The sequence below is a fragment of the Microcoleus sp. C2D2 genome (assembly GCF_036702495.1).
GTDB lineage: Bacteria > Cyanobacteriota > Cyanobacteriia > Cyanobacteriales > Microcoleaceae > Microcoleus.
Map to the genome: position 1 here is coordinate 20,449 of NZ_JAUBTO010000017.1, position 26,307 is coordinate 46,755.

Below are 26,307 nucleotides of genomic sequence, written 5' to 3' on the forward strand. Positions count from 1 at the left end.
TCTAAAATCTAAAATCTAAAATCTAAAATCGCTATGAGTGCTTTTCGTGTAGGAATTGCGGGCCCGGTTGGTTCTGGAAAAACTGCTTTACTTGATGCTTTGTGCAAGTCGCTGCGACAGCAGTACCAGATTGCTGTGGTTACTAATGATATCTATACTCAGGAAGATGCACAGTTTTTGGTTCGGAGCCAAGCTTTGGAGAGCGATCGAATTTTGGGCGTAGAAACGGGAGGCTGTCCCCACACAGCCATCCGCGAAGATGCTTCGATCAACTTAGTAGCTATAGAAGAGCTAGAGCACAAATTCACTGATTTAGATTTAGTCTTTGTAGAAAGCGGCGGCGACAATTTGGCTGCAACTTTTAGCCCCGAGTTAGTAGATTTAACAATTTACGTAATCGATGTCGCTGCGGGCGATAAAATTCCGCGCAAAGGCGGGCCTGGAATTACTAAATCAGATTTGTTAGTGATTAATAAAATAGACCTCGCCTCTTTCGTGGGAGCAGATTTAGGCGTGATGGAACGGGACGCTAAAAAAATGCGAGGGGAGAAACCTTTTGTTTTTACTAACTTGAAGACAAAAGAAGGATTAGAATCAGTAGTTAATTTTGTTAAATTGAATATGGCATAGATTGAGAAAATATAGTATAATATAAATAAAGTCCCACGGCTCGCAATTCCCCGTGAAAACGTCTCCAGACAAATATAGTCTGCTTGAGTCGCGGGAATGTCAAAAAAATCTCGTTCTAGTTTAGCCCTTTAATGACTACCAAGTAAGTTATGCTGAGTTGTTATGATGCAGCCAAATACTTTTTGGCTCAGGCAAGTGAAGATGATGGCGATCTGATATCTAATCTCAAGCTTCAGAAATTGGTTTACTATGCTCAAGGCTTTCATTTAGCTTTGTACGATGAACCGCTATTTCCTGAAGCGATAGAAGCATGGACTCACGGGCCCGTTGTTCCTGATTTGTACCATTACTATAAAAAGTATGGTGCTGGTGCAATTCCATGTCCTGAAGATATAGACTTTTCGATTTACGACGAAGAAACTAAGAGCCTCCTTGATGAAGTTTACTCTGTGTTTGGGCAGTTTGCTGCATGGAAGTTAGGCAACATGACACACGAAGAAGCTCCCTGGAAACTGGCTGCTCCAAATAGCGGTAAAATCACTCATCAATCCCTGAAGGAATACTTCAAGACTCAACTCAATGGTGAAGAAGCATCTTAAGGCCAATCAACCCCAAGAAAAAGGGAAAAGGATTTCACCTACAGAAACTGTTGATTTACCGCCACAGCAGCAGTCACCTCTATTTTCTTTGCGGTACATGAATAAAGGTTACTCTCTTTCTCAATGCACAAAAGATGAAAAGGCTGCTTTTGCAGATACGCTCTACAAATTAAATCAGCTTACCTGGAGTGAGATTAATGCTTGTCCCCGTCACGGATTGGGCTACGAGAAGATAGCCCGAAGTTCCATTAAAGCACCTATTCCCAGCCATCTTAAGGATGATGTAAATTTTATTGCTTTTCGGTTTTGCGGGAAGGCTCCGATGGTTGGTTATCGGGATGGGGCTGTGTTTTATGTTATTTGGTTGGACAGGGATTTTACGCTTTACCCTCATTAAAAAGAACTCGTTAAATTAGTGGCGGTGTCCAATTTTCGCTACCGCACCAGCAATTCCCTGACCAAATTTGCCAAACGTTCTGTACTGTCTCTCACGGCTAATTCAGAAGCAGCTTGAGACATTTTTGCCAAATATTCGGAATCTCTTAACAAATACAACACTTTGCTTTGCAACACCTCTGCTGTTAGTTCGCTTTGAGGGAATACCACGCCGGCGCCAGATGCGGCAAATACTTCCGCATTAAATCTTTGGTGGTCGTCAGCGGCATGAGGAAAAGGAATTAAAATAGAAGGTACTCCCGTCACTGCTAATTCTGTCAGTGCACTGGCGCCCGATCGACTAATTGCTAAATTTGCTCGCTGCAACAAACTCGCCACATTGTCATAAAATGGCATAGACAAATATTGCTCGTGTTTCAAACTTTCAGCATCCGGGTCATGATTTCCGGTGAGGTGAACTACCCAAGCACCAGCATCAAACCAAGCCGGAGCGCACTGTCGCACTAACTGATTGACCGAGACAGCACCTTGAGAGCCGCCCATGACTAAAATTACAGGTACGCTGTCAGGAATTGGCAAATTTAGAGGTTGGCGACTCAGGAATTGCGATCGCACCGGCGTACCAGCAACCACAGTTTTCGCGCGGGGTAAATGCTGGGCTGCTGCTTCAAATCCGATCGCCACAGCAGTGCACAAAGGACTAAACCAGCGCGTCACCTTCCCGGGAATTGCATTAGATTCGTGGAGAATCACCGGCAAACCCAAAGAGCGGGCCGCCAGAATTGCCGGTGCTGCGATGTAACCGCCGGTAGTAAACACTCCCTGAAAATTTCCCGCTTTGAGCAACTTCCGCACCTGAAGGATCGAGCCGGCGAGTCCGCCCAAAATTCGCAGTGTACCGAGTCCAAATCGCTGCTGAAAGCCTTCGACGGCGATCGTGTGGAGGGGGTAAAGGGCTGGAACTAATTGCGTTTCCATGCGGTCTGGGACTCCTAGCCATTCGATCTGACAGTCGTTCAACTGGCTAGCGGTGGCGATCGCAGGAAATAAATGTCCACCAGTGCCGCTAGCTGCAACCAACAACCGGAGAGGGGCTTTTGTCAAGGTATTTGTTTCTTTTACAAGTACAAGTTCCACAGGTCGATCAATTTTATATTTGAGGTTTTAGATTATTATGCTTATTGTTCCGACAGTTTCAGCCAATTTTCAATCAGCCATCTAAAATTAGATTGTGCCGTGTCCCTCCTTCCGCTGTCAGTTTTCGTTGCAGGCAAACCGTTGCCCGCGCCACGACTCCTGACAAATAACCAAATTATCATCTAATGCGTAATTTTTTGAATTTAATGCCAAGTGCATCTCAGTATTTTTCCAGCCGTCGGGACGAAAAAGCCGATCGGGCGATCGTTTTTGGCTTTAACTGCGGGCAGTCGATCGCTCAAATGTTGTTGTGTTTAACAGTGATAAGTGCTGGCGTGCTGCATCCGAGTGCGGTAAGAGCTCACGGTGCGATCGCGGCGACTCCCCAAACGATCGCCCAAACAGGAGCAAATGCCCCGGCCCCACTCACAAAACTGCTAACAGAAATTGACGCAGCAGCCAACCGGCGCGATGTCAAAGCAGTCATGGCATTTTACGGCCAGAATTTCACTCATTCTGACGGCTTAAACAGCCAAAGCATGGAAAAAGCCCTCACCCAACTCTGGGATCGATATCCGAGTTTGAATTACCGCACCGAGATCAAATCTTGGACAACAGAAGGTAGCGCGATTGTCGCAGAAACCGTAACTACAATTGCCGGCACTCAAAAAAAGGATGGCAGAGAATCATCTCTCAAAGCTACCATCCGTTCTCAGCAGCACTTTGAAGGTGAAAAAATAGTTAAGCAAGAGATTTTAGCCGAACAAACTCAGCTTAGTTCTGGCGAAAATCCTCCCACAGTTCAAGTGAATTTGCCGGAGCAAGTTAAGGTGGGCGAAGAGTACCATTTTGATGCCATTGTGCGAGAGCCGATCGGCGATGATATTTTAATAGGGACTGTTTTGGAGGAACCCATTACCGAAAAAACATTTTTTAATCCGTCACAAGTCGAGCTGGAGTTGCTAAATTCCGGGGGAATTTTTAAAGTAGGTAAAGCTCCGGCTACGCCTGAAAATCGGTGGGTTTCAGCAGTTTTGATGCGACAAGGCGGAATTGCACTGGTTAGTGTGCGATTGCGGGTTGTCAAGTAATAAAATAGGTGTTATGGGTTATTTGAGTAATTTCTGTAGTGGCGGGTTAAGTAAAATCTCTAATACAAATGAGAGAACCCGATAAACCTGCCCCTACAAGAATTATGGTTAATTGACCCGACTTGATTTTAGAGCAACTAAAAACTCAGTTTTTCCCTCTTCCTTCCTCTCTCTGCGCTCTCTGCGCCCTCTGCGGTTAATAAATCTTCCTTATTATTAAAAATGATTTCTATCCACAATCAAATTGTTTTCATTACAGGTGCCAGTAGCGGTATCGGATCGGCCTGTGCCAAGATATTCGCCAAAGGTGGAGCCAAACTAATTTTAGCAGCCCGCCGCCTTGAAAAACTCGATCGACTCGCAAACGAACTTGTAGAAACAAAATCGATCGCCTCGGCGAACGAGATTTACTTGCTAGAATTGGACGTGCGCGATCGCCCGCAAGTCGAATCGGCGATAACTGCGCTTCCCGATGCCTGGAAAAGCATCGATATTCTGATAAACAATGCGGGATTGAGTCGCGGTTTAGACAAACTGCACGAAGGCAACTTTCAAGATTGGGAAGAAATGATTGATACCAATGTTAAAGGCTTGCTTTACATGACTCGCTCAATCGTGCCGGGAATGGTAAGCCGAGGCGGAGGCCACGTAGTGAATATCGGCTCAATAGCAGGCCGCCAAACTTATCCGAAAGGTAATGTTTATTGCGCTTCCAAAGCAGCAGTGAGAGCTATTTCCGAAGGATTGAAACAAGACCTTTTGGGAACACCAGTGCGGGTGACGGAAATAGAGCCTGGTTTGGTGGAAACAGAATTTAGCAATGTCCGGTTTCACGGCGATGCAGAAAAAGCAAAAAATGTCTATCAAGGATTGACACCGCTGACTGCGGACGATGTAGCCGATGTCGTGTATTTTTGCGCGACGCGATCGCCCCACGTCAATATTAGCGAAGTCTTGCTAGTTCCGACAGATCAAGCTAGTGCAACTCTGGTTCACCGAAAAGAGTTTTGAGCCGTGAGTAGTGATACTAACTCCGGCTTAAATAACCCCTGTATTTCTTAGTCCCTATATGCTTAGACTTCCTTTGTGTAGGAAAGGTTCCCACTGCCGAGTGTTATCAGGGATTTTAACCAGGATTCGGTATGAATTGTGCATCTAATAGTTCTGGATAGTTAAATAGTTGGCGGTTGCCTAACTATTTTTGAATTTATAAAAAATCAAACAAATAATTTGCCTTTTTTGATGACTAATTTCACATACAACAATTCCGGACATCAGGATTGTAGCTAGTAAATCTTACAAGAGAGATAAAGCTCTCGATAGATATTCCCCCCTTGGAGGTGACAGGCTATGTCCCAAGTAACAAATCCCACTCAACCCCTAAGCGTTGAACAGAACGCTGTTGGCGGTCTAATTATCCAAGGATCGCCGGATTTACCAAACAGAATTAACGGCGGCATCGCTTCGGATGAAATCATTCTAGGGTCGGGCAATGACGAAGTTGCCGGTTTAGGCGGCGATGACGTCATATTAGGTCTAGACGGCGATGACGTTTTGAGAGGCGGCGACGGCAATGATATTGTCTACGCCGGTAAAGATAACGATTTAGTCGATGGCGGCAATGGCAACGATCTTTTGTTAGGCAACCAAGGAGAAGATACCATCGGCAGCGGAGAAGGCCCCGATACTGTGTTTGCAGGTAAAGAGGACGATTTAGTTGACGGCGGTGCGGGCAATGACTTCCTGTTTGGCGATCGCGGCAACGACATTGTCAACGGCGGCCTTGGTAACGACAACCTTTTCGGCGGTGAGGGCAATGATGCTGTGTTCGGCGGAGAAGCCAAGGATACTGTGTTTGGAGGTAAAGGTGATGATTTAGTTGACGGCGGTGCGGGCGATGACTTCCTGTTTGGCGATCGCGGCAACGATACTGTCAACGGCGGCCTTGGCAACGACAACCTTTTCGGCGGTGAGGGCAATGATTTTGTCTTGGGCGGCGAAGGAAATGATAATATCGACGGCGGTAAAGGCGATGATGTGGTTGAGGGTGGTGCCGGCGATGATATCGTAAACGGCAACTTAGGGAATGACACCGTAAGAGGTGGCAAAGGAAACGATATTTTGTACGGCGGTAAAGGCAATGACATCGTTATGGGTGATGCGGGCAACGATATTATTTCTGGCAACACAGGAAATGACACCCTCGTAGGTGGTGCTGGGGCGGATACATTCCGCTTCGAGTTCCTCGGCATAGATAATATGGATACGCTTACGGACTTTAATCCTACAGAAGATATTGTTCAGCTTGACAACGCTGTGTTTAATGCTTTGATACCGGGCAATCTAACTGGCAACCAATTTATTACCGACCCCAATTTCAATCCCAACGTTCCTGGGACTGCGGGCGCGGCTAATCTCATCTACAACCCGGTTGACGGTTCGCTGTACTACCGCAATCAAAACGGTCAAATATCGATCGTCGCTCAAGTAGGTAATAATCTAAATCTCGGGTCGAATAATTTTGAAATTATCTAAAGTTTCTCCCGATTTTGGGTGGATCTATCATTAATATAATTTAAACATTATCGGCTGGCTCAAACCTCACAAAGAGATCGGGCTTCACAAGTCAGAAAACTTGTTAATTACTTAAGTGCCTGATGTCAGCTATGGCTAGTGGGGGCTGCAATTTACCTTTTAAAATTAGTAATTTAACTATGCTCAGCACCCAAGAGACGGAACAAAATTCCAATTTAGTAGAAGCTTTTGCCAAAATGGGTTTGCTGTGCGATCGCGCGGGAAAAATAGAAGATGCTGCTTTTCACTACCAGCAGGCACTGGCTCTCGGGAAAAACAGCCCCGAATTGCAGCACAATTTGGGTAGAGTTCTGCAACAGCAGGGGGATTTTACAGGGGCGATTGCCAGCTATCGGGAGGCACTGGCTGTCAACCCAGATGACGTTAAAGCTCACTACAATATCGGCGTTGTCTTTCAACAGCAACTCAAAATAGAAGCAGCGATTTACAGTTACCAGCAAGCGATATCTTGCTGGAAAAAAAGCTCTAAACAAGCTTTTTTATCCTACGCGGTAAATGCCTACAGCAATTGGGGCTGCATTCTGGTGCAAGAGGGCAAAGTTGACGAAGCAATTGTGGTTTTTCAAGCAGGAATAGCTGTGGCGCCCGATGATGCGGCTCTGTACAATAATTTAGCTATTTCTCTGTTCCAACTGGGGAAGCCAGAGGAAGCGATCGCCCTTTGCCGCCGCGCGAGCGAGTTGCAGCCAGAATTAGTCATGGCCCGTTACAATTTGGGGAAAGCATTCCAAAGATTGGGACTGCATACTTTTGCAGGAGAATGTTTTGAGCTGGTAATTAGCAAACAGCCGCATCATGTTTCAGCATACAGCGATCGGGCAGTTTCCCTGATGGCACAAGGCAAATTAGCTGAGGCAATGCTATGTTTGCAAAATGCTATTGGTCTGCAAAGCCAGTTTGTTGATGGTTTTTGCCACCAAGTAGAGATGCGGTTGACTTCCGTACAAGAACTAAACGAACTCGATCGATCTCAAATAGCCTGTGTCCGATTTCTGAAGCAACTTCAAGGAAAGGACGGCTGTGGTTGCCCCATTTCTAGTCTGGCTAAAAATCCGCTTCACCCTTCATCATTGCTGCTCGACTTAGCAGAGACTTACTTCCATTTGGGAAACGCTTTATTCGAGTACGGCGGGTACGAACAAGCGGAAAGTTATTACCAAAAAGCTTTACAAATTCAACCTAAGAATGGCGATATTTACTTACGGCTGGCTCATTGCTTGAGTCAGCAGAAACGATTTTCGGCAGCGCTTGTAATTTACCACATGGTGCTGGCAATTGCGGGCGATCGCTCGGATGTTTCTGAGCAGTTGCAGGCTGTCTTGAAAAAACAGCAGGAGTTGCAGCAAGAAGGCAGGGAAGATGTTCAAACTTCCCAATGTGAATCTCACTTACCTCCCCCTGTTAAGGAGGGGCTGATTCATTCTCCCTCAGCCCGCCAGGGGTTTCAAGCCCTGGCGGACTCTCACTTTGAGAGCATGAAACACCCCTCCCTTGTTAACGGGAATGAACAGCAAAAATCGGAATGTCAGGGCTTAGATTGTCAGCGGTGTCTCAAGCGGATTTTCAGACAGTTTGAGCCTGTGCATTTAGGTAATGGCGTATATTCTTGTGCTCAGCAGGGAGAGACTGCTGTTGAGTCGCCGGAAACGTTTGTGACTTCGCTCCCAAACGGGCGGGCTTGGATTGTACCGCAGAAAAATTCTTGGATGATTTGCAATGCTATTGCTATTATCGATCGAGACGATCGGCTTTTACCCGAACTTTCCCGCGAATATCCGGGCGAGTTGCCGGGATGCGAAAATCAACATTCTACTCAGCACAGGTTTCTGAATTTAAAACCGGAAGAATTGCCACCTTTAGAAAAGATAGACGGTACGGTGGCGGTATTGGCTGGACTTTCGGGAAATGTCTATTTTCACTGGATGGTGGATATTTTGCCCCGGATTGAAGTTCTGCAGCGTTGGGGGATAAATCTGGAAGAGATAGATTGGTTTTTGGTTAATAGCTGCCAGCAGCCTTTTCAGCGAGAAACCCTGAAAGCATTAGGAATTCCTGAATATAAAATTATAGAGAGCGATCGCCATCCTTACATTCAAGCCCAACAATTAATTGTTCCCTCTTTTCCTGGATATTTGGGCTGGCTGTCGCCGCGGGGGCTTGAGTTTTTGAGGCGTTTTTTTTTAAAGAGAAATTTTCAGAAACTCTGTAGTGCGAACATTTTTCTCCCTAAAGGTACACAGGTAAACGAGCAAGACGATCGCAAATTTCTTTATCCAGAACGGATCTATATCAGCCGCAGTCAATGCAGCTACCGACGAGTCATCAATGAAGAAAAGGTAATCGAATTTTTAAGCCGATTTGGCTTTGTTTCAGTGCTACTAGAATCTATGCCTTTTGAGGAGCAAATAGCCTTATTTTCTCGCGCGAAAGCTATTGTAGCGCCGCACGGCAGCGGTCTGACAAATATAATCTTTTGTGGTCCGGGAACAAAAGTAATTGAGCTAGTATCTCCAAATTATATCAGGCACTACTATTGGGCGAGCGCTCAGCAGCTAAATCTCGAACATTATTATGTAATAGGAGAGAGCTTTAACTGTTACCCAATTCGACAGTTAATGTATCAGAATCCATTGACTGAAGATATTTTAGTCAATTTGAATTCTCTCCAAAAAATGCTGGAAGAGAGTAATCTATTTGTTTTAAAAAATATTCCAAATTTAAGATATCTTGAAAACCCTAAAAATGCTACTGCAATCATGAACCAAGAATCAGCAGATTTTTTCCAGAAACGGGCAGAATTTTATTTAGAACAAGGCAAGTTAAGCGATGCTGTAGCTGCTTGTGAGCAAGCCCTGAAGCAGAAACCCGATTTTGCACCAGCTTACAAAACGTTGGGTAATATCAGTCAAGTACAAGGTAATTTAGCCAAGGCAAAGCATTGGTACGTAAAAGCTCTAGAAATTCAGCCGGATTGGGCAGAAATTTATACTAATCTTGCTACTCTGTACGCCAAAGAAAAGAAATGGGAGCAAGCTTTAATCTGTTACCAAAAAGCAAATTTTGCTGCTGTAAAATCTCCAACAACTAATAGCAGTCAACCTGTTTTAGCATTCAATCCTGACGATATTGAAGTCTACATTCAAGGTGCAGAAGCGTTTTATGCTCAAAGGAAATTCGAGCAGGCGGCGGCGGCTTGCCAGCGAGTTATCCAAGTTAAACCAGATGCGAGGGCTTATAAAATTTGGGGTAATGCTAGGCAAGCTCAAGGCAAGGTAGAGGAGGCGAAAAATTGCTACGCTAAGGCTATTGAACTCGATCCAGATTTTGCTGAAGCTTATACTAATTTGGGGACGCTTTACGCTCAGGAACAGCAGTGGCAATCTGCGATCGCATTTTACCAAAAAGCGATCGCCCTTCAGCCGGATTTAGCATCAACTTACCGAAATTTAGCTCGGGTGTGGACGCAAATGGGGCAGCTATCGGAGGCTGACGAGTGCTGGTTTAAAGCGTATTCTCTGGAACCTGCTAAGGCAACTCCTGAAGAACACATTCATCTGGGCGATAATTTTTTGAGGCAGAATCAGGTAACTCAGGCTATACGCTGCTACTGCCATGCTATCGAGTTAAACCCCAATTCAAACGAAGCTTACCAACAGTTAGGAAATGCTCTCAAAGCTCAAAAAAAGGTGCAGGAAGAAGTTGCCAATTATCGAAAAATAATTGAACGTCCTGCTAACATTTTTGGGGATTTGTTCAAAACAGTAGTTCTGAATTTGAACGCGAAAGTTGAGTTGCCTCAGAATCCCCAAACATCTACTTTGCGGGCAAATGTTGCAGCTAATTCCTTGCAACTCGATTCCATAATCTCCGCTGAAAAACCTCGCATACAGTTGCAGCAGCCGACAACAATTCCTGCTGTACCCCAACAGTTAAATACGAGCGCCCATCCGGCAGATTCTGCACCTGCCGCTCAAAACTCGGCTGAGTCTTTGTCGTCGGTGACAGTTGTTAATAGCGGTTTGGCGGCAGATTTTCGGCAAGAAGAAACGGCGGATGACTGCATTCAACGGGCGGTATCCTATGGCGATAAAAAACAGTTTGCTCGGGCTATTGCTGAGTGCAAGCGAGCTATTGAAATTAAACCAGATGCGGTGGCTGCTTACAAACTGTGGGGCAAGATTTTGCAAGTGCAAGGCAATACAGAAGAGGCGATCGAGTGCTATAAAAAAGCCGTCCAAATTAATTCTAACGAGGCAGATATTTACGTAAATCTTGGGACTTTGTATGCTATGGCTAAACAGCTATCGCCGGCAATTGCTTGCTACCAAAGAGCGATTGCTATCCAACCGAATTTAGCACCAGCTTACCGGAATTTGGCTAGGGTGTGGACGCAGCAGGGCAAACTGGAAGAGGCGAACGAGTGCTGGTACGAAGCTTATTCTTTGGAACCAGAAAAGGTATCGCCAGATCAGCATTTTAAATTGGGCAACCTTTTGTTTAAGCAAGGTCAAATTACTTATGCGATCGCGTGTTACCGCCGCGCGATCGAGTTAAATCCGAATTTAACTGTGGCTTACCAAAATCTGGCGAAAGCGTTGACCAAACAAGGCAAGTTGGATGAAGCTGCTGTTTGTTTGCAGAAAGTGGCGGTACTTAACGGCAACAGTTCGGTATCTGGCAGTAAAGCAGCAGATACTTTTGCCCCCGCGACGCAGGTAAATGGCGATCGCAACAGTCACAAACCTGCTGCCGCTGTGGAAGTTGGGGATACGATCGCTTCTTCGGCACCAGCAAACAATCTGAACAACGGTCATTCAAAATCTGCCGAAACTCTAACATTATCCGCACTTGATAGCGGTAATATTAACAGCGGCAAACCTGTGGCGAGCGTCAATTCGGTCAGTGCAGAAACATACATCAAACAGGCAGAATCTTATTACGCCCAGGGGAAATTTGAAGAGGCGATCGCGGAGTGCAAGCGAGTTATTGAAATTAAACCGGATGTGGCGGTTGCCTACAAGATTGCGGGGAATGCTACCCAAGCTATGGGCAAAGCAGAGGCGGCGAGGGATTGGTACGCTCGAGCCCTGGAAATCGAGCCGGATTTTGCTGAAGTTCGCGCCAATTTAGGCAGCCTTTACGCTCAGCAGAAACAGTGGGAAAAGTCAATTGCTTGTTACCAACAAGCAATTAAAATTAAACCGAATTTAGCATCGGCTTACCGGAATTTAGCGAGGGTATTTTTGCAGTCCGGTCAGCCGCAAGCAGGGGCAGAATGCTGGTATGAAGCTCTCACTCTGGATATCAATTGGGCAAAGCCTGATGAACACTTTACTCTGGGCAATACTTTGTTAGAACTGGGTCAGTTGGATCGGGCTATTTCGTGTTATCGGCGGGCGATTGAGTTGCAGCCGAGTTATGCGGAGGCTTATCACAATTTAGGGGAGGTTTTGAGCGTTATGGGACAGTGGGAAGAGGCGATCGCGGCTTACCGACAAGCGATCGATCTGAACCCAAATTTCGATGCACCTCATTACGGTTTGGGGAAAGCTTTGGCAAGTCTCGATCGGCGGGAAGAAGCGATCGCCTGTTATCGGAGAGCGATCGAGTTAAATCCCAATTTGGCTCAAGCTTATCAAAGTTTGGGGGATGTTTTGGACAGTTGGGGTCAGTTGGATGAGGCGATCGGATGTTATGAAAAAACCATTGAATTGAAACCGGATATCTGGGAGGTTCACCAAAACTTAGGGGATGCTTTACAAGAAAAAGGCGAGATTGATAAGGCGATCGAGGCTTACAACCGCGCCATTGAACTGAGCAAAGTTTAGAAATTTTCCGGATGCTTAGCCAATAGCCAGAAAAATAAATTAAGCTGATTTACTACTCTCAAATTACAACCGGTACAGGGTATGAGCAACCAATCTAATATCATTGCCTTTCCAGTAAATAATCATTCACATTCCTCCGCATTATCGCAGCAAGCTCCTGAAATCTTACCTCCTCAATTAGTTAGCTTAAAAAAGGTTGACTCGGAATCTGGTGAACAGGAAAGGAAGCGAGACAAGCATTCTTACGGGAGTGTCGGAGCTAATTTCAATGCCGCCAAACCTCACTACAGCTTAGGTAAGGCTTTGGCTAAAAAGGGGGAGTGCGAAAAAGCTATTTATTCCTATCGTAAAGCCTTAGAGCTAGACTCTAGTTCAGCCGAAATTTATCAGAGTTTAGGGGATACTCTGGTTAAAACTGGTGAGTTGGATGAAGCAGTAATAGTTTATCATAAAGCTATCGAACTTCAGCCTAGTTTGTGGGAAGTCCACCACAATTTAGGGGATATTTGGCATGGACAAGAAAGGTTAGATGAGGCGGTTGCTGCATATCGTCTGGCTATTGAGTTGAATCCTGATTTCTCTTGGTCGCACAATAATTTAGGGGATGTGCTGATTAAGCAGGAGAAATGGGAAGAGGCGGCGGTGGCTTATGGACGTGCGATCGAGCTAAATCCTGACTTCCATTGGTCTCACTATAATTTGGGCGAAGCTTTAGTGGAGTTGGAGAGGTGGGAGGAGGCCGTTGTTGCTTATCGGCTTGCAATTGAGTTAAAGTCTGATCTGCGATTCGTGTATGAAAAGTTGGGGGATGCGCTGCGACATCACAGCCCATTATCTGCGAAAGAAGCTATTAGTTATTACAATCAAGCTATTCAAGAAAATCCAGATAATATCAAGCTCTATCACAAGGCTCTGGAGGTTAACCCAAAAGATCCGAAACTCTATTTGGGTTTGGGTAATGCTTTGATTAAACAAGGACAAAGGGATGGAGCGATCGTATTTTATCAAATGGGGCTGCAACTTAAGCCTGGTGACTTTGAACTTTATTTGCAGCTATGGAAAGCCATTCTCCAGATTAATGATGGCTTTGAAGATGTCGCTGTACAGTCGCAAGCGGATTTGATTGATTTTTGTGGAGAACAGAAGGTTGATAATAAATCTTCACAAATTCCCTTGTCATTTAAATTCTCGCCAGTCTCAAAATCTACAGTCGATCTAGTTGATATTGTTCTCTGCGTTCACAATGCTTTCGAGGATGTAAAAGAGTGTCTGACTTCCATTAGACGACACACAAAGGTTGACTATCGCTTGCTGATTGTAGATGACGGTTCTCAACCAGAAACTAGAGACTTTCTTAAGTCGTGGGTTCAAGAGGATTCTGTAGCCACTTTGTTTAGAAATGAGACGGCTCGCGGTTATACCAAAGCAGCTAATATTGGTCTGCGCGCCAGCAAGGGTGACTACATTATTTTATTAAACAGTGACACAATTGTTACTCCTGGGTGGCTTGAAAAATTAATTGAATGTGCTAATTCTCAAAAAATTATTGGCATAGTTGGACCTCTGTCAAATTGTGCATCTTGGCAATCTATTCCGGAAATATTTGACAAAAACGGTGGCTGGATGATTAACAATATTCCTGAAGGATACTCCCTGGAAACTCTGAGTGATATAGTGGCTAATGTTTCCGACAAAGCATTTCCTTGTGTGAATTTTGTTAATGGCTTTTGCTACATGATTAAGAGAGCAGTAATAGATGCCATAGGTTGGCTGGATGAAGAAAGCTTTCCCTACGGTTATGGAGAAGAGAATGATTTCTCAATTCGAGCTCGCAAAGCTGGGTTCAAACTCGCAATTGCCGATCATGCCTACGTCTATCACTCTAAATCTAAAAGTTTCGGACACGAACGCCGTCAAGAGCTTTCTAAACAAGGTTCGGCAGCCTTCAAATCCAAGCATCCTGATATTAATGTCAAAGCTTTGACTGAGGAAATTAAAAATAATCAAGCTCTCGAACGTTTGCGTCTTAAACTGCGCGAACATATCGTGCCCCTGGGACTCAATACTAATAATTGGCGCTAAAAATAAGATCGAATAGAGGTTTGTATATGTCAATAAAAACTAACCAAGAAACGGCTGAAACAAATTTCCAAACAGGCAAACAGTTGGCAGGGGAAGGTAAACTAGACGAGGCGATCGCTATCTACCGTCAAGCTATTGAACTCAACCCCAATAACTCTGAGTTTCACCGCAGTTTGGGGGAGGTTTTGCAACGAGTGGGGCAACACGAAGAAGCGATCGCCTGTTATCGTCAAACAATAGAGTTGCAACCGAATTTTTCTAAGGCTTACCATAACCTAGGAAATGCCCTGGGCCAACTCAAACAATGGCCCGAAGCGATCGCCTCTTATCGTCAGGCGCTCGAACTTAATCCTAATTTTCCTACTGCTTGCTATCGTTTAGCCGAAGCTCTAAAACAGTTTGGAGAAACTGAAGAAGCGATCGCCGCCTACCGTCAAGCTATTGAACTCAACCCAAATAACCCTGACTGTCACCACAGTTTAGGGGAACTTTGCCAACAACAAGGAAAATATGAGGATGCGATCGCATCTTACCGTCAAGCAATTGAGCTGCAACCAAAGCTTTTTAAAGCTCACCATAACTTAGGAAATATCTTCCTACAACTTAAAAAATTGCCTGAAGCGATCGCCTGTTATTGTCGAGCGATCGAACTTAATCCAAATAATCCTGAGTTACACTTCAGCTTAGGAGAGCTGTGGCAACAACAAGAAAAACATGAAGAGGCGATCGCTTGCTATCGTCAAACAATTAAGCTGCAACCCAAGTTTTTTAAAGCTTATCATAACTTAGGAAATTCCCTTGGTCAACTCAAGCAATTTGAGGAAGCGATCGCCTCTTATCGTCAAGCAATTGAGCTGCAACCTAAGTTTTTTAAAGCTCACAATAACTTAGGAAATATCTTGGGCAAACTCAAAAAGTGGCCCGAAGCGATCGCCTCTTATCGTCAGGCGATCGAACTTAACCCCAATTTCCCTACCGCCTATTATCGTTTAGGTGAAGCTCTGGAACAACAAGGACTAATAGAAGAGGCGATTGCAACCTACCGTCAAGCTCTTGAACTTAACCCAAATAACCCTGAGTGTCACCACAGTTTAGGGGAACTTTGGCGGCAACAAGGGAAATATGAGGATGCGATCGCATCTTACCGTCAAGCAATTGAGCTGCAACCGGATTTTTCTAAAGCTCACCATCACTTAGGAAATGCCCTCGGTCAACTCAAGCAATGGAAGGAAGCGAGCGACTCTTACCGTAGGGCGATCGAACTCAACCCCAATTTCCCTACCGCCTACTATCGTTTAGGCGAAGCTCTCCAACAACTGGAACATACAGAAGAGGCGATCGCTGCCTACCGTCAAGCTATTGAAATCCAACCCGATTTTTCTGCCAAAGTTTACCACAATTTAGGAGAACTTCTCAGCAAAAAAGACCAGTGGGAAGAGGCAATTAGCTGTTATCGTCAAGCGTTTGAGCTTGACCCCAACTTTTCTCCAGCTTATTACAAATTAAAGGAAGCCTTAGCCCAGAATGGTCAGCTAGATAGAGATAAATCTCTTCCCTATTATCAGCCTACTGTCAAGTTAAATGTCAATGATGAATTCCCAAAAGTTTTATTTATTCTCCCCGTCAAAGGCGGTGGAGGTGGCGCTCATTCAGTCGTGCAAGAATCCTTAGCACTTTATCGCTGCGGTATCCCTGCCAAAATAGCTGTCAATCAATCTAACTTTACTGACTTTTTAAAGAGTTACACAACCGAAATTCCCGAGATCGGTCAAATTGCTATCTCTTATCAAACTTTAACAGACCTAAAAAACTTAGCTAAAAATTTCTCTGTTGTCTGTGCAACGACTTATAGCTCAGTAAAAATGCTGGAAATGCTAGTCAGAGACAATCACCAAATTTTGCCGGCTTACTATATACAAGATTACGAACCCTTATTTTCTTGTATAGATACCCCTGAGTGGGAAGAAGCACGAGAATCGTATACACTGATTCCCCATGCTGTCCGGTTTGCCAAAACCAACTGGTTGTGTCATATTGTCGATCGCAATCATGCCGTTAATGTTCACAAAGTCCAAGCCAGCATCGATCATCAAGTTTACTACCCTCATTTGAAGAGTGAAAACTCTCGTATAGAGATTTCTATGATGGTAAGATTCACCACGGCCAGACGCGCTCCCCGTCGCACATTAGCTGTCGCTAAAATTTTATCAGAATTGTTTCCAAATCAAGTGCATTTTACCATCTTTGGCTCTGACCGGAGTCTGATTGAATCTGCTGGGATACCGATTCCAGAAAATACTACTATCTTTCCTCATCTGAGTCGCTCCGAAGTAGCGGCCCTGTTGCGGAACTCAGATATATTTCTAGATCTTTCTGATTTCCAGGCTTTTGGGCGTACAGCTATAGAAGCAATGGCTTCTGGCTGCATTCCAGTTGTCCCCAATAAAGGAGGAACAGATGAATTTGCTATCCCGGATTTTAACTCTGTAGTCGTTGACACAACGTCAATTGAGGATTGCATCAAGGGTATTGGCAAACTGATCCAAGCTGACAGCAAAGTGTTATTGCAACTCAAGTTAAATGCTATTGAAACAGCAGCAAGATATTCACCAAAACGTGCTGCTTTGAGCATTTACAATCTTTTCTACAATCAGCTACTTCAACTTGCGTCATAGCAAATAATATGAAATATGCCGGAACCTGACTCGGTTCAAGAGTATAGACAGCAAAGAGAGGGATTGCTAGCTCATGCTTTCACATAATTAGATGATAATTTAGGAGTTAAAAACCTTGCACACGTTACACACCAAGCAAATATCAAAAGATTTAATATCCGAAAAAACTCACGATCCTAAGCAGATTCGAGTTTTAATTATAGACGGTGGCAGACATCGAATTTATTCTGGATATGGTCATGTAGCCCAGAGTTTTGCTATAGCGCTTGCGCGCAACCCACGATTGCAAGTTCAGATTCTTGACAACAATAAACAATGGGAGTATGAAGGTATTTATCAAGAAGAACTAAAATCGATAGATTGTGCTACAAATTTAGATAATTGCGATTTAATTTTACAAATAGGACCTCCTCAAAGCTTCAAAAAATACCAAAAACCATGTATGTTTTTTACTCTTTGCGATCAGTCCGACTTGGACGAGCAAGACATCAAAGCAATGAAAGAAGTTGATGCTATTATTACTGCCTCTAGTAGTGGATCATCTGTCTTCAAGAAATATTTTTCTCAAGTTTACGTCACCCCTCTACCAGTCGATTCTCAAATATTTAAACCAGTACCAAGATGGCGCTCAGAAGGGTCAGAGTGTTTTAGTTTTATATTTGTAGGAAGCTTCAGTTTTAGAAAGGGAGTTGATTTACTTGTTGAGGCATTTTTTAAAGAGTTTTCCTGGGAAGAAGTAAACTTACATCTCCACTGTCCGGGGGATAAAGCTGATGAAATCGGTAACTTCTTAATTAAGAAAAGCCAAGAACACAAGAAGCCTCCTATGTGTTCATTTAGTACCAAATCTCTTCATCCAGCATGGGTGAATCGATTTTATAATAGAGCGGATGCCTTTGTTTCTTTCACCCGAGGAGAAGGTTGGGGTTTACCTATAGCAGAAGCAATGCTGTGCGGCTTGCCAGTCATTGCTCCCTTATCCACGTCAATGCTGGATTACTTAACAAGTGATGTGGCATTTTGCCTGCCAACACAAGAAAAATTAGTTTCCGAGATTTCCGCTCCTTTTGGTCAGAACTTTAAAGCTTCCCATAGTGGAAGTTACTACGAAATTGATTTGCAGGAAGCTAAAAAATGTTTGAGATATGTCTGGTCAAACAAGGATCGGGCAACCGAGATTGGAAAGAAAGGTCGCGAGCACATGAACGAAAATTTTTCATTTGAGCGATTTTCTAATTGTTTGAATGAAGCAATTGTAGATTTTACGAATAGTATTGCCACTTACGTCTAGTAAGGTGCGCATTGCACACCTACCGATAGAGTCGGGAGGATAAGTCCTAATTTTTTCCAGTTTAGTTGAGAAACTGATAACCGTAGCTATAAAATTTTGAGGTGTCACCGTGAATGCACAAGATAATTCGTTAATTTTCCAGCTAGCCGACGATAAAAGCCCCAAAAAACTTGAAATTGGTGCTGGTTCTAAGCCGCGACCAGGCTACATCCATCACGATATTCGCCCTCTAGATGATATCGAAATAGTCTGCGATGCCAAAAACTTTCCCGAAGAAATTTACGAGCAATTTGATGAAGTTTTTGCTTCCCATATTCTGGAACATTTCAACCGATTTGAAGTAAAAAATGTACTGAAAGAATGGAGTAAATTAGTGCGTGTAGGAGGCATTATTGATATTGTTGTTCCTGATGTTCGGGAGATGTGTCAGCAACTTGTTGAAGGTCATATTGATTTAGAGTTTTTCAACTATCTAATGTTTGGAGGTAATGATTATGAGTATAATGTTCACAAATATGGCTTTGATGCAGCCCTTCTTGGAGATATGCTCGAGCAACTAGGATTTGAAATCATTAGCTCGAAGAGCGGCCCTAAGTGGGAAGAAAGAAAACGGGATAGATACTGCCCTATGGTCCGATTGGTCGCCAAAAAGGTACGTCGCTAATCCTGCAATAACAGACGTAAAATAGCAGATTTCAGATCCAAAACTAGCTATACACTTGGAAACAACGAGGATAATCCCATGAATATTGATAGCAAAAGCATAGTTGATTCATCTGTAGATATGGAATACTTTAATTTTGCAGGTCATACTCTCAAATACTTTTACCACAGAGGAAATTGTGGCTTTCCTCCAGAACCCAGAACAGAGCGGACTGTAGAGTTATCCATTGTAGATCTATGGCTTTCTTTGGCAGGTAAAAATGTTTGGGAAATAGGAGCTGTTTCTTGTAATTATTGGAGACCTATTCGAGTAGAAAAAATTATTGACCCTTACGACAAACATCCCAGCGTAACTGATAAACTGTCAATCATGAATGTGGATTTGAAGGGTAGAAAAGTTTTGTCTGTTTCCACAATTGAACATATTGGTAAATTTCCTCAACCCGGAAATGAAGAAACACCTGAGACTGTTCTTAAAGCTTTGGATAAACTTTTCGATGAATCTGCTTGCTTTTTGATAACTTATCCCCCAATGTATAACTTTATTCTTGATAATCGAGTGTTTAATGGCAGTTTACCAGGAGATGTCAAAATCCGATTTATAGTTCGCCAACCCGATCAAACTTGGCAAGAAGTATTCAATCAAGAAGAAGCAAAACGGCCCTATGGAAAGACTCGCCGATCTGATGGAAGCAGTGCGGGATCTGATGCTATTGTTATCTTAGAAAGGGGGAATTTATTGTAATTCAAAACGGCTCAAAAACCATTCCAATAAAATTTACTAATCGTTCACAAGGAGTACAACATGGGCCTGCGACGTCAAAAACCATTATCCCCCTCTCAAAAACCCATAGTGTCATCCCCAAAACCTTTAGGGTTATCCGATCCATATCAGTTCAAAGGTTTGGGAGCCACTCCTTTTACTAAAAGAGATATTAAGTGGACGCCATTAACAGCAATACTTGCTGCTATTTTTGTAGGCTGCCCTTATGTTGTGGCAATTGTGTGGACAGTTTCCTCTGGTTTAAATTTCTTGGCAGGTATACTGGTAGTAGCTGTTATAGTGATTGCAATAGTATTTTTTTTGATGTTGTATTTAACGAGATTATGACTGGAATTAATGCTAAATCTCGTGAAAATATTGACTCGATGAAACGCAGATGAATCAGATTGCTATCTGCGTTCACCTGCGTTCATCTGCGGTTGCTAAAAATCTTACTTCTAATTGCTTGAAACAGCGACTTAGCCGTCGATTTCAGAAAATTAGCCGCATCCGCCAAAGTCGGCGCGAAGGGCTGCTGCGCGTGCATGAAAACCCGAGCCGTATTCCGTCCGGGCATCCCCGAAATCGATCCGCCCGGATGCGTTCGAGCCCCTGTGAGAAACAAATCGTCGATCGGCGTTTTGTAATTAGCCAAGTCCGGCAAAGGGCGGAAAAATATCATCTGATCCAGCGTCATGTCAACGTGGTAATAATTTCCCTTTAAAGCACCCAAACGCTATCCCAATTCTGCCGGACTTTCCACCCCGCGCCCAATAAAGGATTACAGAATATTTTCTGCTGGAAGCGATCGCCCTGTTGAAAAATTCGATCCGACTGTCCGGATGGCGCTGGAATTCTCAGGAAGCTTAATTGGTAGATGCACCCTGATTAATTAACTCCCGACCAATTTTGGCCGGGTTTTTTTTTGCGGTATCGAGGCTGATGCTGAAAAAGTTTGAGGTTGTCCGGATGGCGCTGGAATTCTCAGGAAGCTTAATGAGTAGATGCACCCTGATTAATTAACTCCCGACCAATTTTGGCCGGGTTTTTTTTTGTCGATCGCACGCCCTAGCCACAAATTCTGCCAAATTCGGCCATTGTGTCCTGAAAGAGGTGCTCTGGGGCGGGAGATTAAATTAGTAGATGCACCCTGATTAATTAACTCCCGACCAATTTTGGCCGGGTTTTTTTTTTCGGTATCGAGGCTGATGCTGAAAAAGTTTGAGGTTGTCCGGATGGCGCTGGAATTCTCAGAAAGCTTAATGAGTAGATGCACCCTGATTAATTAACTCCCGACCAATTTTGGCCGGGTTTTTTTTTGTCGATCGCCCGCCGTCGCCACAAATTCTGCCAAATTCGGCCATTGTGTCCTGAAAGAGGTGCTGTGAGGCGGGAGATTAAATTAGTAGATGCACCCTGATTAATTAACTCCCGACCAATTTTGGCCGGGTTTTTTTTTTTCGATCGCCCGCCGTCGCCACAAATTCTGCCAAATTCTGCCCAAGTGTCCTGAAAGAGGTGCTGTGAGGCGGGAGATTAGATTAGTAGATGCACCCTGATTAATTAACTCCCCACCAATTTTGGTTTGGGGTTTTTTTTTGTCGATCGCACGCCGTCGTCACAAATTCTGCCAAATTCTGCCAAATTGTCCTGAAAGAGGTGCTCTGGGGCGGGAGATTAGATTAGTAGATGCACCCTGATTAATTAACTCCCCACCAATTTTGGTTTGGGGTTTTTTTTTTTCGATCGCACGCCGTCGCCACAAATTCTGCCAAATTCTGCCCAAGTGTCCTGAAAGAGGTGCTGTGAGGCGGGAGATGAAATTAGTAGATGCACCCTGATGAATAAACCCCAGCCAATTTTGGCCGGGGTTTTTTTTGCTCGAAAGCTGGATTAGTCGATCGACCTACAACTCCTCAAAAGACTGCACCTCAAGAACGTCGCCGATCATAGCAAAAGTCATCACATCCTTGCGGACTTCACCTTTAACACTGACTTTCAAACCCGCTTTTTTCAACTCAGAAGGAGCATCCTTAAGTTCGTAAGTTTCCCCATCTTCGCCAACCAAAGCCCAAGTGCCCGGGCCTAATCCTTTACGTTCAATTTCGCCTTTGACAGTAATACTCATGCTGACTGCACCTCTGTTTTAATCGCCAAACGCGCCAATCCGAAACACAGCAAAGCATTGACAATCAAGAATGTTTGTGCTACCAAACCACTTCCCAATCCCCAAACTGCGGGAGACACAAAAGCATTCACCGCTAAACTGCTGGCAAAACCGATCGAAATTGCGATCGCGATCCACTTCCACTGTTTATGTCCCAATAGCAAAGCAATCAAAATCCCAGGAATCAAAACGCTAGCAAAAAAGGGATTCAGGATACTGCTGCCATTAATTGCACCGCCGAGTTCGGGAATAGAACTGCCCATCACCCGCAGCGGCCACTGCGGCAAGTCAAATACAAACAAGTTGCGCAGGAAAAAGAACCCAGAACTGCCAGCAATCAAACCGCCGGAAAAGCCCCAAGTCCAGGCGAAGGGGAAATAATTCCGCATAAAGAAAGCCAGCAGGTAAGAACCGAGCACCATTGCAACTTTAGGCAACAGGGCGACTGCACCGCCGTCAATCCAAAAGCGGGGGCTGAGATAGCCGTTGTCGCGCAGCCAGCGGAAGAAATCGCGGAAGTTGATTTGTCCGCGCTGGGCTAGCTGAACTGCTGCGGCTGCGTCTAGGTGTCCTGAACCAAAATGGTTTAACGGATCTTCAGTGACAGTTCGCGAGGACTGCAAAAGTATGCTGCGAATCGCGTCTGGTTCTGTGATGCCCGAGGCCTTGACAAGGGCTGCAACGGCTGCAACGTGGGGAGAAGCCATGCTAGTGCCTTGGTAGCCTTCAAAGACTTCGGCGCCGGTTTCCGGGTCGATCGTACTTTGCAGGATCTTGCCCATTTCAGAACCGCCCGGGGCTGCAATGTCAACCCCGGCGCCGAAATTCGAGTAAGAGGCTTTTTCGTCGTCGGGGCCGAGGGCGGAAACGCCGATGACGTGGGGATAGCGGGCGGGATAGGAAGCGGAACTCTCGCCGGAGTTGCCTGCTGCTGCGATGATGACGGCGCCTTTAGAGTGGGCGTAGTCAATCGCCTCGGACATTAACTGACTTTCGCCGCTGCCGCCGAGACTCATGTTAATCACGTCGGCGCCGTTGTCAGCAGCAAATTTGATCGCTTCGGCGATGTCGGAAACCGTGCCGCCACCGCTGGCGCTTAACACTTTTAGCGGCATTAAAGCTGCTTCGTAGGCGATGCCCGCAACGCCATAATTGTTGTTAGTTGATTGGGCGACTGTACCGGCGACGTGAGTGCCGTGGCCGTGGTCGTCGTAGGCTTCGGCGCGATCGTTTACAAAGTCGTAGCCGGGTACAAATTTGGTTTCTTTTAAGTCAGCGACTGGAGTAATGCCCGAGTCAATTATCGCTACTGTTGTGCCGCTGCCTTTGGTTTCGTTCCAGGCCGATTCTACGTTGATGCTGCGGAGATTCCACTGCTTGGTATACATGGGGTCATTGGGAATCCCGAAAGCGCTGTAGACGTAGTTGGGTTCAATGTATTCGGTATCTTTAGCCAAATTTGATTTTTTCAGGGCGTTTAGCAAAGTGCGATCGCCCTTAACTACATATACATTGTCGCCCGCTGAGAATTCGCTGTTGAGTTGCGGTGCGACTTGGTACTGTTGGGCGATCGCATTTACTTCTTTCGCAATCTCAGCAGCACCCAAATCTTCGCGAAAATCCAGCACAATCGAGTCGTAAGTGCCTTGAGTAGCAAGTCCTGGGAAATTAGAAATCGCCCAGCCGAGCCCGATTAAAAATAAGCACAGAAGGAAAAACTTTTTCATGGCCGATCGTCCGTTTAGGGAAGGCTTGTTCACCACAATAACCCAATTTTCACCGCCAGCGCCAGTTTTCCTTGCTGCAGCTTGTGGATCTCTCCCAAGCCGACTTTTGGTAGTTTTCGGCGGTGGCTCTTGCTCGATCAAAAATTGCTCTAATTTCTAGTTAGAATTGCATAGCAAGTTTTAGGAGTTCAATCAATTGTATCATTAGAGAAAATGACAAACAGAACCTGGACTATTTTCAACAAGGGTATTGCATGGAAAGAGGTTTAATGTGGCTGCCGCTGCTGGCAATTTTTATCGGGCTGGCTTGGGCTGGATGGAACGAGTATCAAAAGCTGGAAGCGTATCGCGTCTGGGCCGAACAATTTGCTAAAGCCAAGTACGATATTTATGCTGTACTCGGTCAGCAAGAAGACAGTTTAACTTGGGGAAAACCTACTCGCCGCGGGCCGGTGAATTTGCAAACTTTTTCTTTAAAAGACGTGCAGTCGCTACGGTTGTTAGTCAACTCTCAGGCAGTTGATTTGGAGTCGCCGCCGAATTCTGGAAGTCGAATCGCCCTGGAATTTTTGTTGAAAGATGCTGCTGCGGTGCAGGTTCCTTTTACAGAAATTCCTCTAGCAACTAAATGGGGAAAGCACTTGCAGCAAGAATTGCAGCGCTTTAGGTAAAAGCAGTCTCCGGCGGGGCAGCGTATCAGATACGAACTCTGCTACTCTAAGTGACAAAAGTCTGTAAAGTTGGTAGTGGAAATAGAACTTAGGCAACAAATCCTTTGAACGGCCATCTATAGGGGTAAAGTGCGCACGCATCACCTGGAGGACTTGAGTTGTTGCAGTAAGTAGTAGGGGTAGTGTCCCTGTGCCTAGCCCGATAGCGATCCGTGCGCACCTTAGAGTTAAAGTTCTTGCCCAGCGCGTCCTAAAACACCTAAATTGCTAGCCCCCAAACCTGCGGAATGCAAACACAAGAATTTTTACAGCGCTATCAACAGGGAGAGCGCAACTTTAGTCACATTGACCTCAGCGGCGCTAGTTTAAGCGGTATCAACCTGCGAGAAATAGACCTCACTGGTGCTAACTTGACCGGTGCTAATTTGAGCTGGTCTTTTTTGAGCAATGCCAAGTTAATTGGGGCTTGTTTGCGGCGCGCGGATCTCCGCAGTGCGGGGATGGCTGGGGCGAATCTAAGCGTGGCAAATTTGAGCGGGGCAAATCTTGCTAAAGCGGATTTGCGCCTTGCTTGTTTGGAAGCAGCAGAGCTCAATTGGGCCGCATTGCCTGAAGCGGATTTGGGCGGTGCTAATCTTCAAGGAGTTAAATCTGACAAAATTAATTTGGCTGGGGCTAAACTCGACGGCGCGAAGTTGATGGCGGCGGAATTGATGGAGGCGAATCTCAATGGCGCCAGTCTTGTTGGTGCTAATTTAACGGGTGCTAATTTGCGGGAAGCGCATTTGGTGGAAGCGAATTTGCGATCGGCAATTTTAATCGGTGTAAATTTGATTGAAGCTGACCTCAACGGCGCTCAAATGCGATGGGCAAATCTGACGGGCGCTGAGTTGCACCGAGCTGTGCTGGCGGGGGCGGATTTGACTGAGGCGGTGCTGGATCACGCTGATTTGAGTCGAGCTAATCTGGCGGGTTCTTATTTATTGAAAGCGAGTTTTAAGAAGGCGCTTTTGCTGCGAGCTAACCTGGAAGGAGTGTATTTGCTGCGGGGGGATTTGAGCGAAGCTAATTTGCGCAGTGCTGATTTGCGGAAAGCTGATTTGAGCGGCGCTTATTTGATGGATGCGATTTTGGGTGAGGCGGATTTAAGAGAAGCTTGTTTGATTGAGTGCCGTTTGATTCGGACGAATTTGGAGGGGGCGCAGCTTACGGGTTGCTGCATTCAAAATTGGCAAGTTCAAGATGTGGATCTGTCGAGAGTTGACTGCCGCTATGTTTTTACTGAGTTTGATTATACTGCGAAGGTTGCGGCAAATCGCTTTCCGGTCGATCGCGATTTTGAGCCGGGGGAATTGGGGGGGCAGCATCAAGAGGACACTTCTATTGTGAATGTGTGTTTTGCTGAATCTCCTAATTGGGAGGCTTTGGTTTTTACGGTGCGTCGGGTGGAGTTGGAAAGCTACGCACTTAAGTTGAACGTTCAATTTTTTGAATCGGCGGAAAAACAAAATTTACTGAGGCTGAGCGCGAACCGTTTGGTGAACGGCAAGATTTTGGGCGATCGCATTTTGGAGCTTTATCCAGATATGTTGGAAAAGGTTTTAGCCAAGGATGCTGAAATTTTGAGTTTGCTCGACTTGGCTGTTGCTAGTAACAGTCTTCCGCCGAGTCACAATGAAGTGTTGCTCAGAAGACAGGAAATCTACCAGCGGATGGTGCGCCTCATTTGGTTGATTTTGATGGCTCAAACGCCGGAGAAACTCTCCGAAAGCGTGCAGCGGCTGTTGGATTATTTGAAGCAGCAAGGTATCGCGACTGAGCAGATTCAAAAGAAAGTCATCAGTCAGTCGATCGTGCAGCAGGCGAAGCAAGACCCGGTGTTTCGCGAACAGTTGCTCGCGTGGGAGAAAACGGCGTCGGATCGCGTTCGCTGTTCGATGATCGGGGAAGCGGTGCGGTTTTCGATCGCCCTTTTGATCGATTATTAACAGT

At 45.1% G+C, this 26,307-nt stretch carries 20 protein-coding genes; 15 read left to right on the forward strand and 5 right to left on the reverse strand.

Annotated features, from left to right (window positions below):
- The first annotated feature begins 33 nt into the window (after positions 1–33).
- From ureG to QUB61_RS08365, 3 genes are all read left to right on the forward strand, one after another.
- Positions 34–630: an urease accessory protein UreG gene (ureG, locus tag QUB61_RS08355; protein ID WP_333131691.1), complete on the forward strand. Its 597-nt coding sequence runs from the start codon at positions 34–36 to the stop codon at positions 628–630.
- 149 nt (positions 631–779) lie between these two features.
- Positions 780–1,229, forward strand: coding sequence for a type II toxin-antitoxin system antitoxin SocA domain-containing protein (locus QUB61_RS08360; RefSeq protein ID WP_333131693.1), 450 nt, complete (start codon positions 780–782; stop codon positions 1,227–1,229).
- Positions 1,210–1,626, forward strand: coding sequence for a hypothetical protein (locus QUB61_RS08365; protein ID WP_333131695.1), 417 nt, complete (start codon positions 1,210–1,212; stop codon positions 1,624–1,626). Before QUB61_RS08360 ends, QUB61_RS08365 begins: the two co-directional genes overlap by 20 nt.
- Before the next feature lie 38 nt (positions 1,627–1,664).
- On the opposite strand, the gene murG is transcribed toward QUB61_RS08365, so the two are convergent.
- Positions 1,665–2,729, reverse strand: a complete 1,065-nt coding sequence (gene murG / locus QUB61_RS08370) for an undecaprenyldiphospho-muramoylpentapeptide beta-N-acetylglucosaminyltransferase (RefSeq protein ID WP_333131697.1) — start codon at positions 2,727–2,729, stop codon at positions 1,665–1,667.
- 74 nt (positions 2,730–2,803) lie between these two features.
- Entirely contained in the window at positions 2,804–2,944 is a 141-nt protein-coding gene (locus tag QUB61_RS08375; RefSeq protein ID WP_333131699.1) for a hypothetical protein, read from the reverse strand.
- A gap of 3 nt (positions 2,945–2,947) precedes the next feature.
- On the opposite strand from QUB61_RS08375, the gene QUB61_RS08380 reads away from it, so the two are divergent.
- From QUB61_RS08380 to QUB61_RS08425, 10 genes are all read left to right on the forward strand, one after another.
- Entirely contained in the window at positions 2,948–3,853 is a 906-nt protein-coding gene (locus QUB61_RS08380; RefSeq protein ID WP_333131701.1) for a nuclear transport factor 2 family protein, read from the forward strand.
- A gap of 222 nt (positions 3,854–4,075) precedes the next feature.
- On the forward strand, positions 4,076–4,864 hold the full coding sequence (locus QUB61_RS08385; RefSeq protein ID WP_333131703.1) for an SDR family oxidoreductase: 789 nt from the start codon (positions 4,076–4,078) through the stop codon (positions 4,862–4,864).
- A 339-nt stretch (positions 4,865–5,203) separates the two neighbouring features.
- Positions 5,204–6,388: a calcium-binding protein gene (locus QUB61_RS08390; RefSeq protein WP_333131705.1), complete on the forward strand. Its 1,185-nt coding sequence runs from the start codon at positions 5,204–5,206 to the stop codon at positions 6,386–6,388.
- Positions 6,389–6,510: 122 nt separating this feature from the next.
- Positions 6,511–12,276 (forward strand): tetratricopeptide repeat protein, encoded by a 5,766-nt coding sequence (locus tag QUB61_RS08395; protein ID WP_333189902.1) that lies wholly within the window; start codon positions 6,511–6,513, stop codon positions 12,274–12,276.
- An 81-nt stretch (positions 12,277–12,357) separates the two neighbouring features.
- Entirely contained in the window at positions 12,358–14,358 is a 2,001-nt protein-coding gene (locus QUB61_RS08400; protein WP_333131709.1) for a tetratricopeptide repeat protein, read from the forward strand.
- A 26-nt stretch (positions 14,359–14,384) separates the two neighbouring features.
- Positions 14,385–17,033, forward strand: coding sequence for a tetratricopeptide repeat protein (locus QUB61_RS08405; RefSeq protein WP_333131711.1), 2,649 nt, complete (start codon positions 14,385–14,387; stop codon positions 17,031–17,033).
- A 115-nt stretch (positions 17,034–17,148) separates the two neighbouring features.
- Complete coding sequence (locus tag QUB61_RS08410) at positions 17,149–18,324, forward strand: glycosyltransferase family 4 protein (protein WP_333131713.1); 1,176 nt, start codon at positions 17,149–17,151, stop codon at positions 18,322–18,324.
- A gap of 109 nt (positions 18,325–18,433) precedes the next feature.
- Positions 18,434–18,988 (forward strand): hypothetical protein, encoded by a 555-nt coding sequence (locus QUB61_RS08415; RefSeq protein ID WP_333131715.1) that lies wholly within the window; start codon positions 18,434–18,436, stop codon positions 18,986–18,988.
- A gap of 78 nt (positions 18,989–19,066) precedes the next feature.
- Positions 19,067–19,732, forward strand: a complete 666-nt coding sequence (locus QUB61_RS08420; RefSeq protein WP_333131717.1) for a hypothetical protein — start codon at positions 19,067–19,069, stop codon at positions 19,730–19,732.
- Between the two features lie 108 nt (positions 19,733–19,840).
- Positions 19,841–20,098, forward strand: coding sequence for a hypothetical protein (locus tag QUB61_RS08425; protein ID WP_333131719.1), 258 nt, complete (start codon positions 19,841–19,843; stop codon positions 20,096–20,098).
- An 82-nt stretch (positions 20,099–20,180) separates the two neighbouring features.
- Here the strand turns inward: QUB61_RS08425 and QUB61_RS08430 are convergent, their stop codons facing one another.
- From QUB61_RS08430 to QUB61_RS08440, 3 genes are all read right to left on the reverse strand, one after another.
- Positions 20,181–20,483: a hypothetical protein gene (locus QUB61_RS08430; RefSeq protein WP_445300212.1), complete on the reverse strand. Its 303-nt coding sequence runs from the start codon at positions 20,481–20,483 to the stop codon at positions 20,181–20,183.
- A gap of 1,173 nt (positions 20,484–21,656) precedes the next feature.
- A complete protein-coding gene (locus QUB61_RS08435) occupies positions 21,657–21,878 on the reverse strand; it encodes a hypothetical protein (RefSeq protein ID WP_333130892.1) in 222 nt (73 codons plus the stop codon).
- Entirely contained in the window at positions 21,875–23,644 is a 1,770-nt protein-coding gene (locus QUB61_RS08440) for a S8 family peptidase (RefSeq protein ID WP_333130896.1), read from the reverse strand. The genes QUB61_RS08435 and QUB61_RS08440 overlap by 4 nt, the downstream gene beginning before the upstream one ends.
- Positions 23,645–23,898: 254 nt before the next feature.
- On the opposite strand from QUB61_RS08440, the gene QUB61_RS08445 reads away from it, so the two are divergent.
- On the forward strand, positions 23,899–24,315 hold the full coding sequence (locus tag QUB61_RS08445) for a hypothetical protein (protein ID WP_333130890.1): 417 nt from the start codon (positions 23,899–23,901) through the stop codon (positions 24,313–24,315).
- 287 nt (positions 24,316–24,602) lie between these two features.
- Positions 24,603–26,303: a pentapeptide repeat-containing protein gene (locus QUB61_RS08450; protein WP_333130888.1), complete on the forward strand. Its 1,701-nt coding sequence runs from the start codon at positions 24,603–24,605 to the stop codon at positions 26,301–26,303.
- Positions 26,304–26,307: the final 4 nt, after the last annotated feature.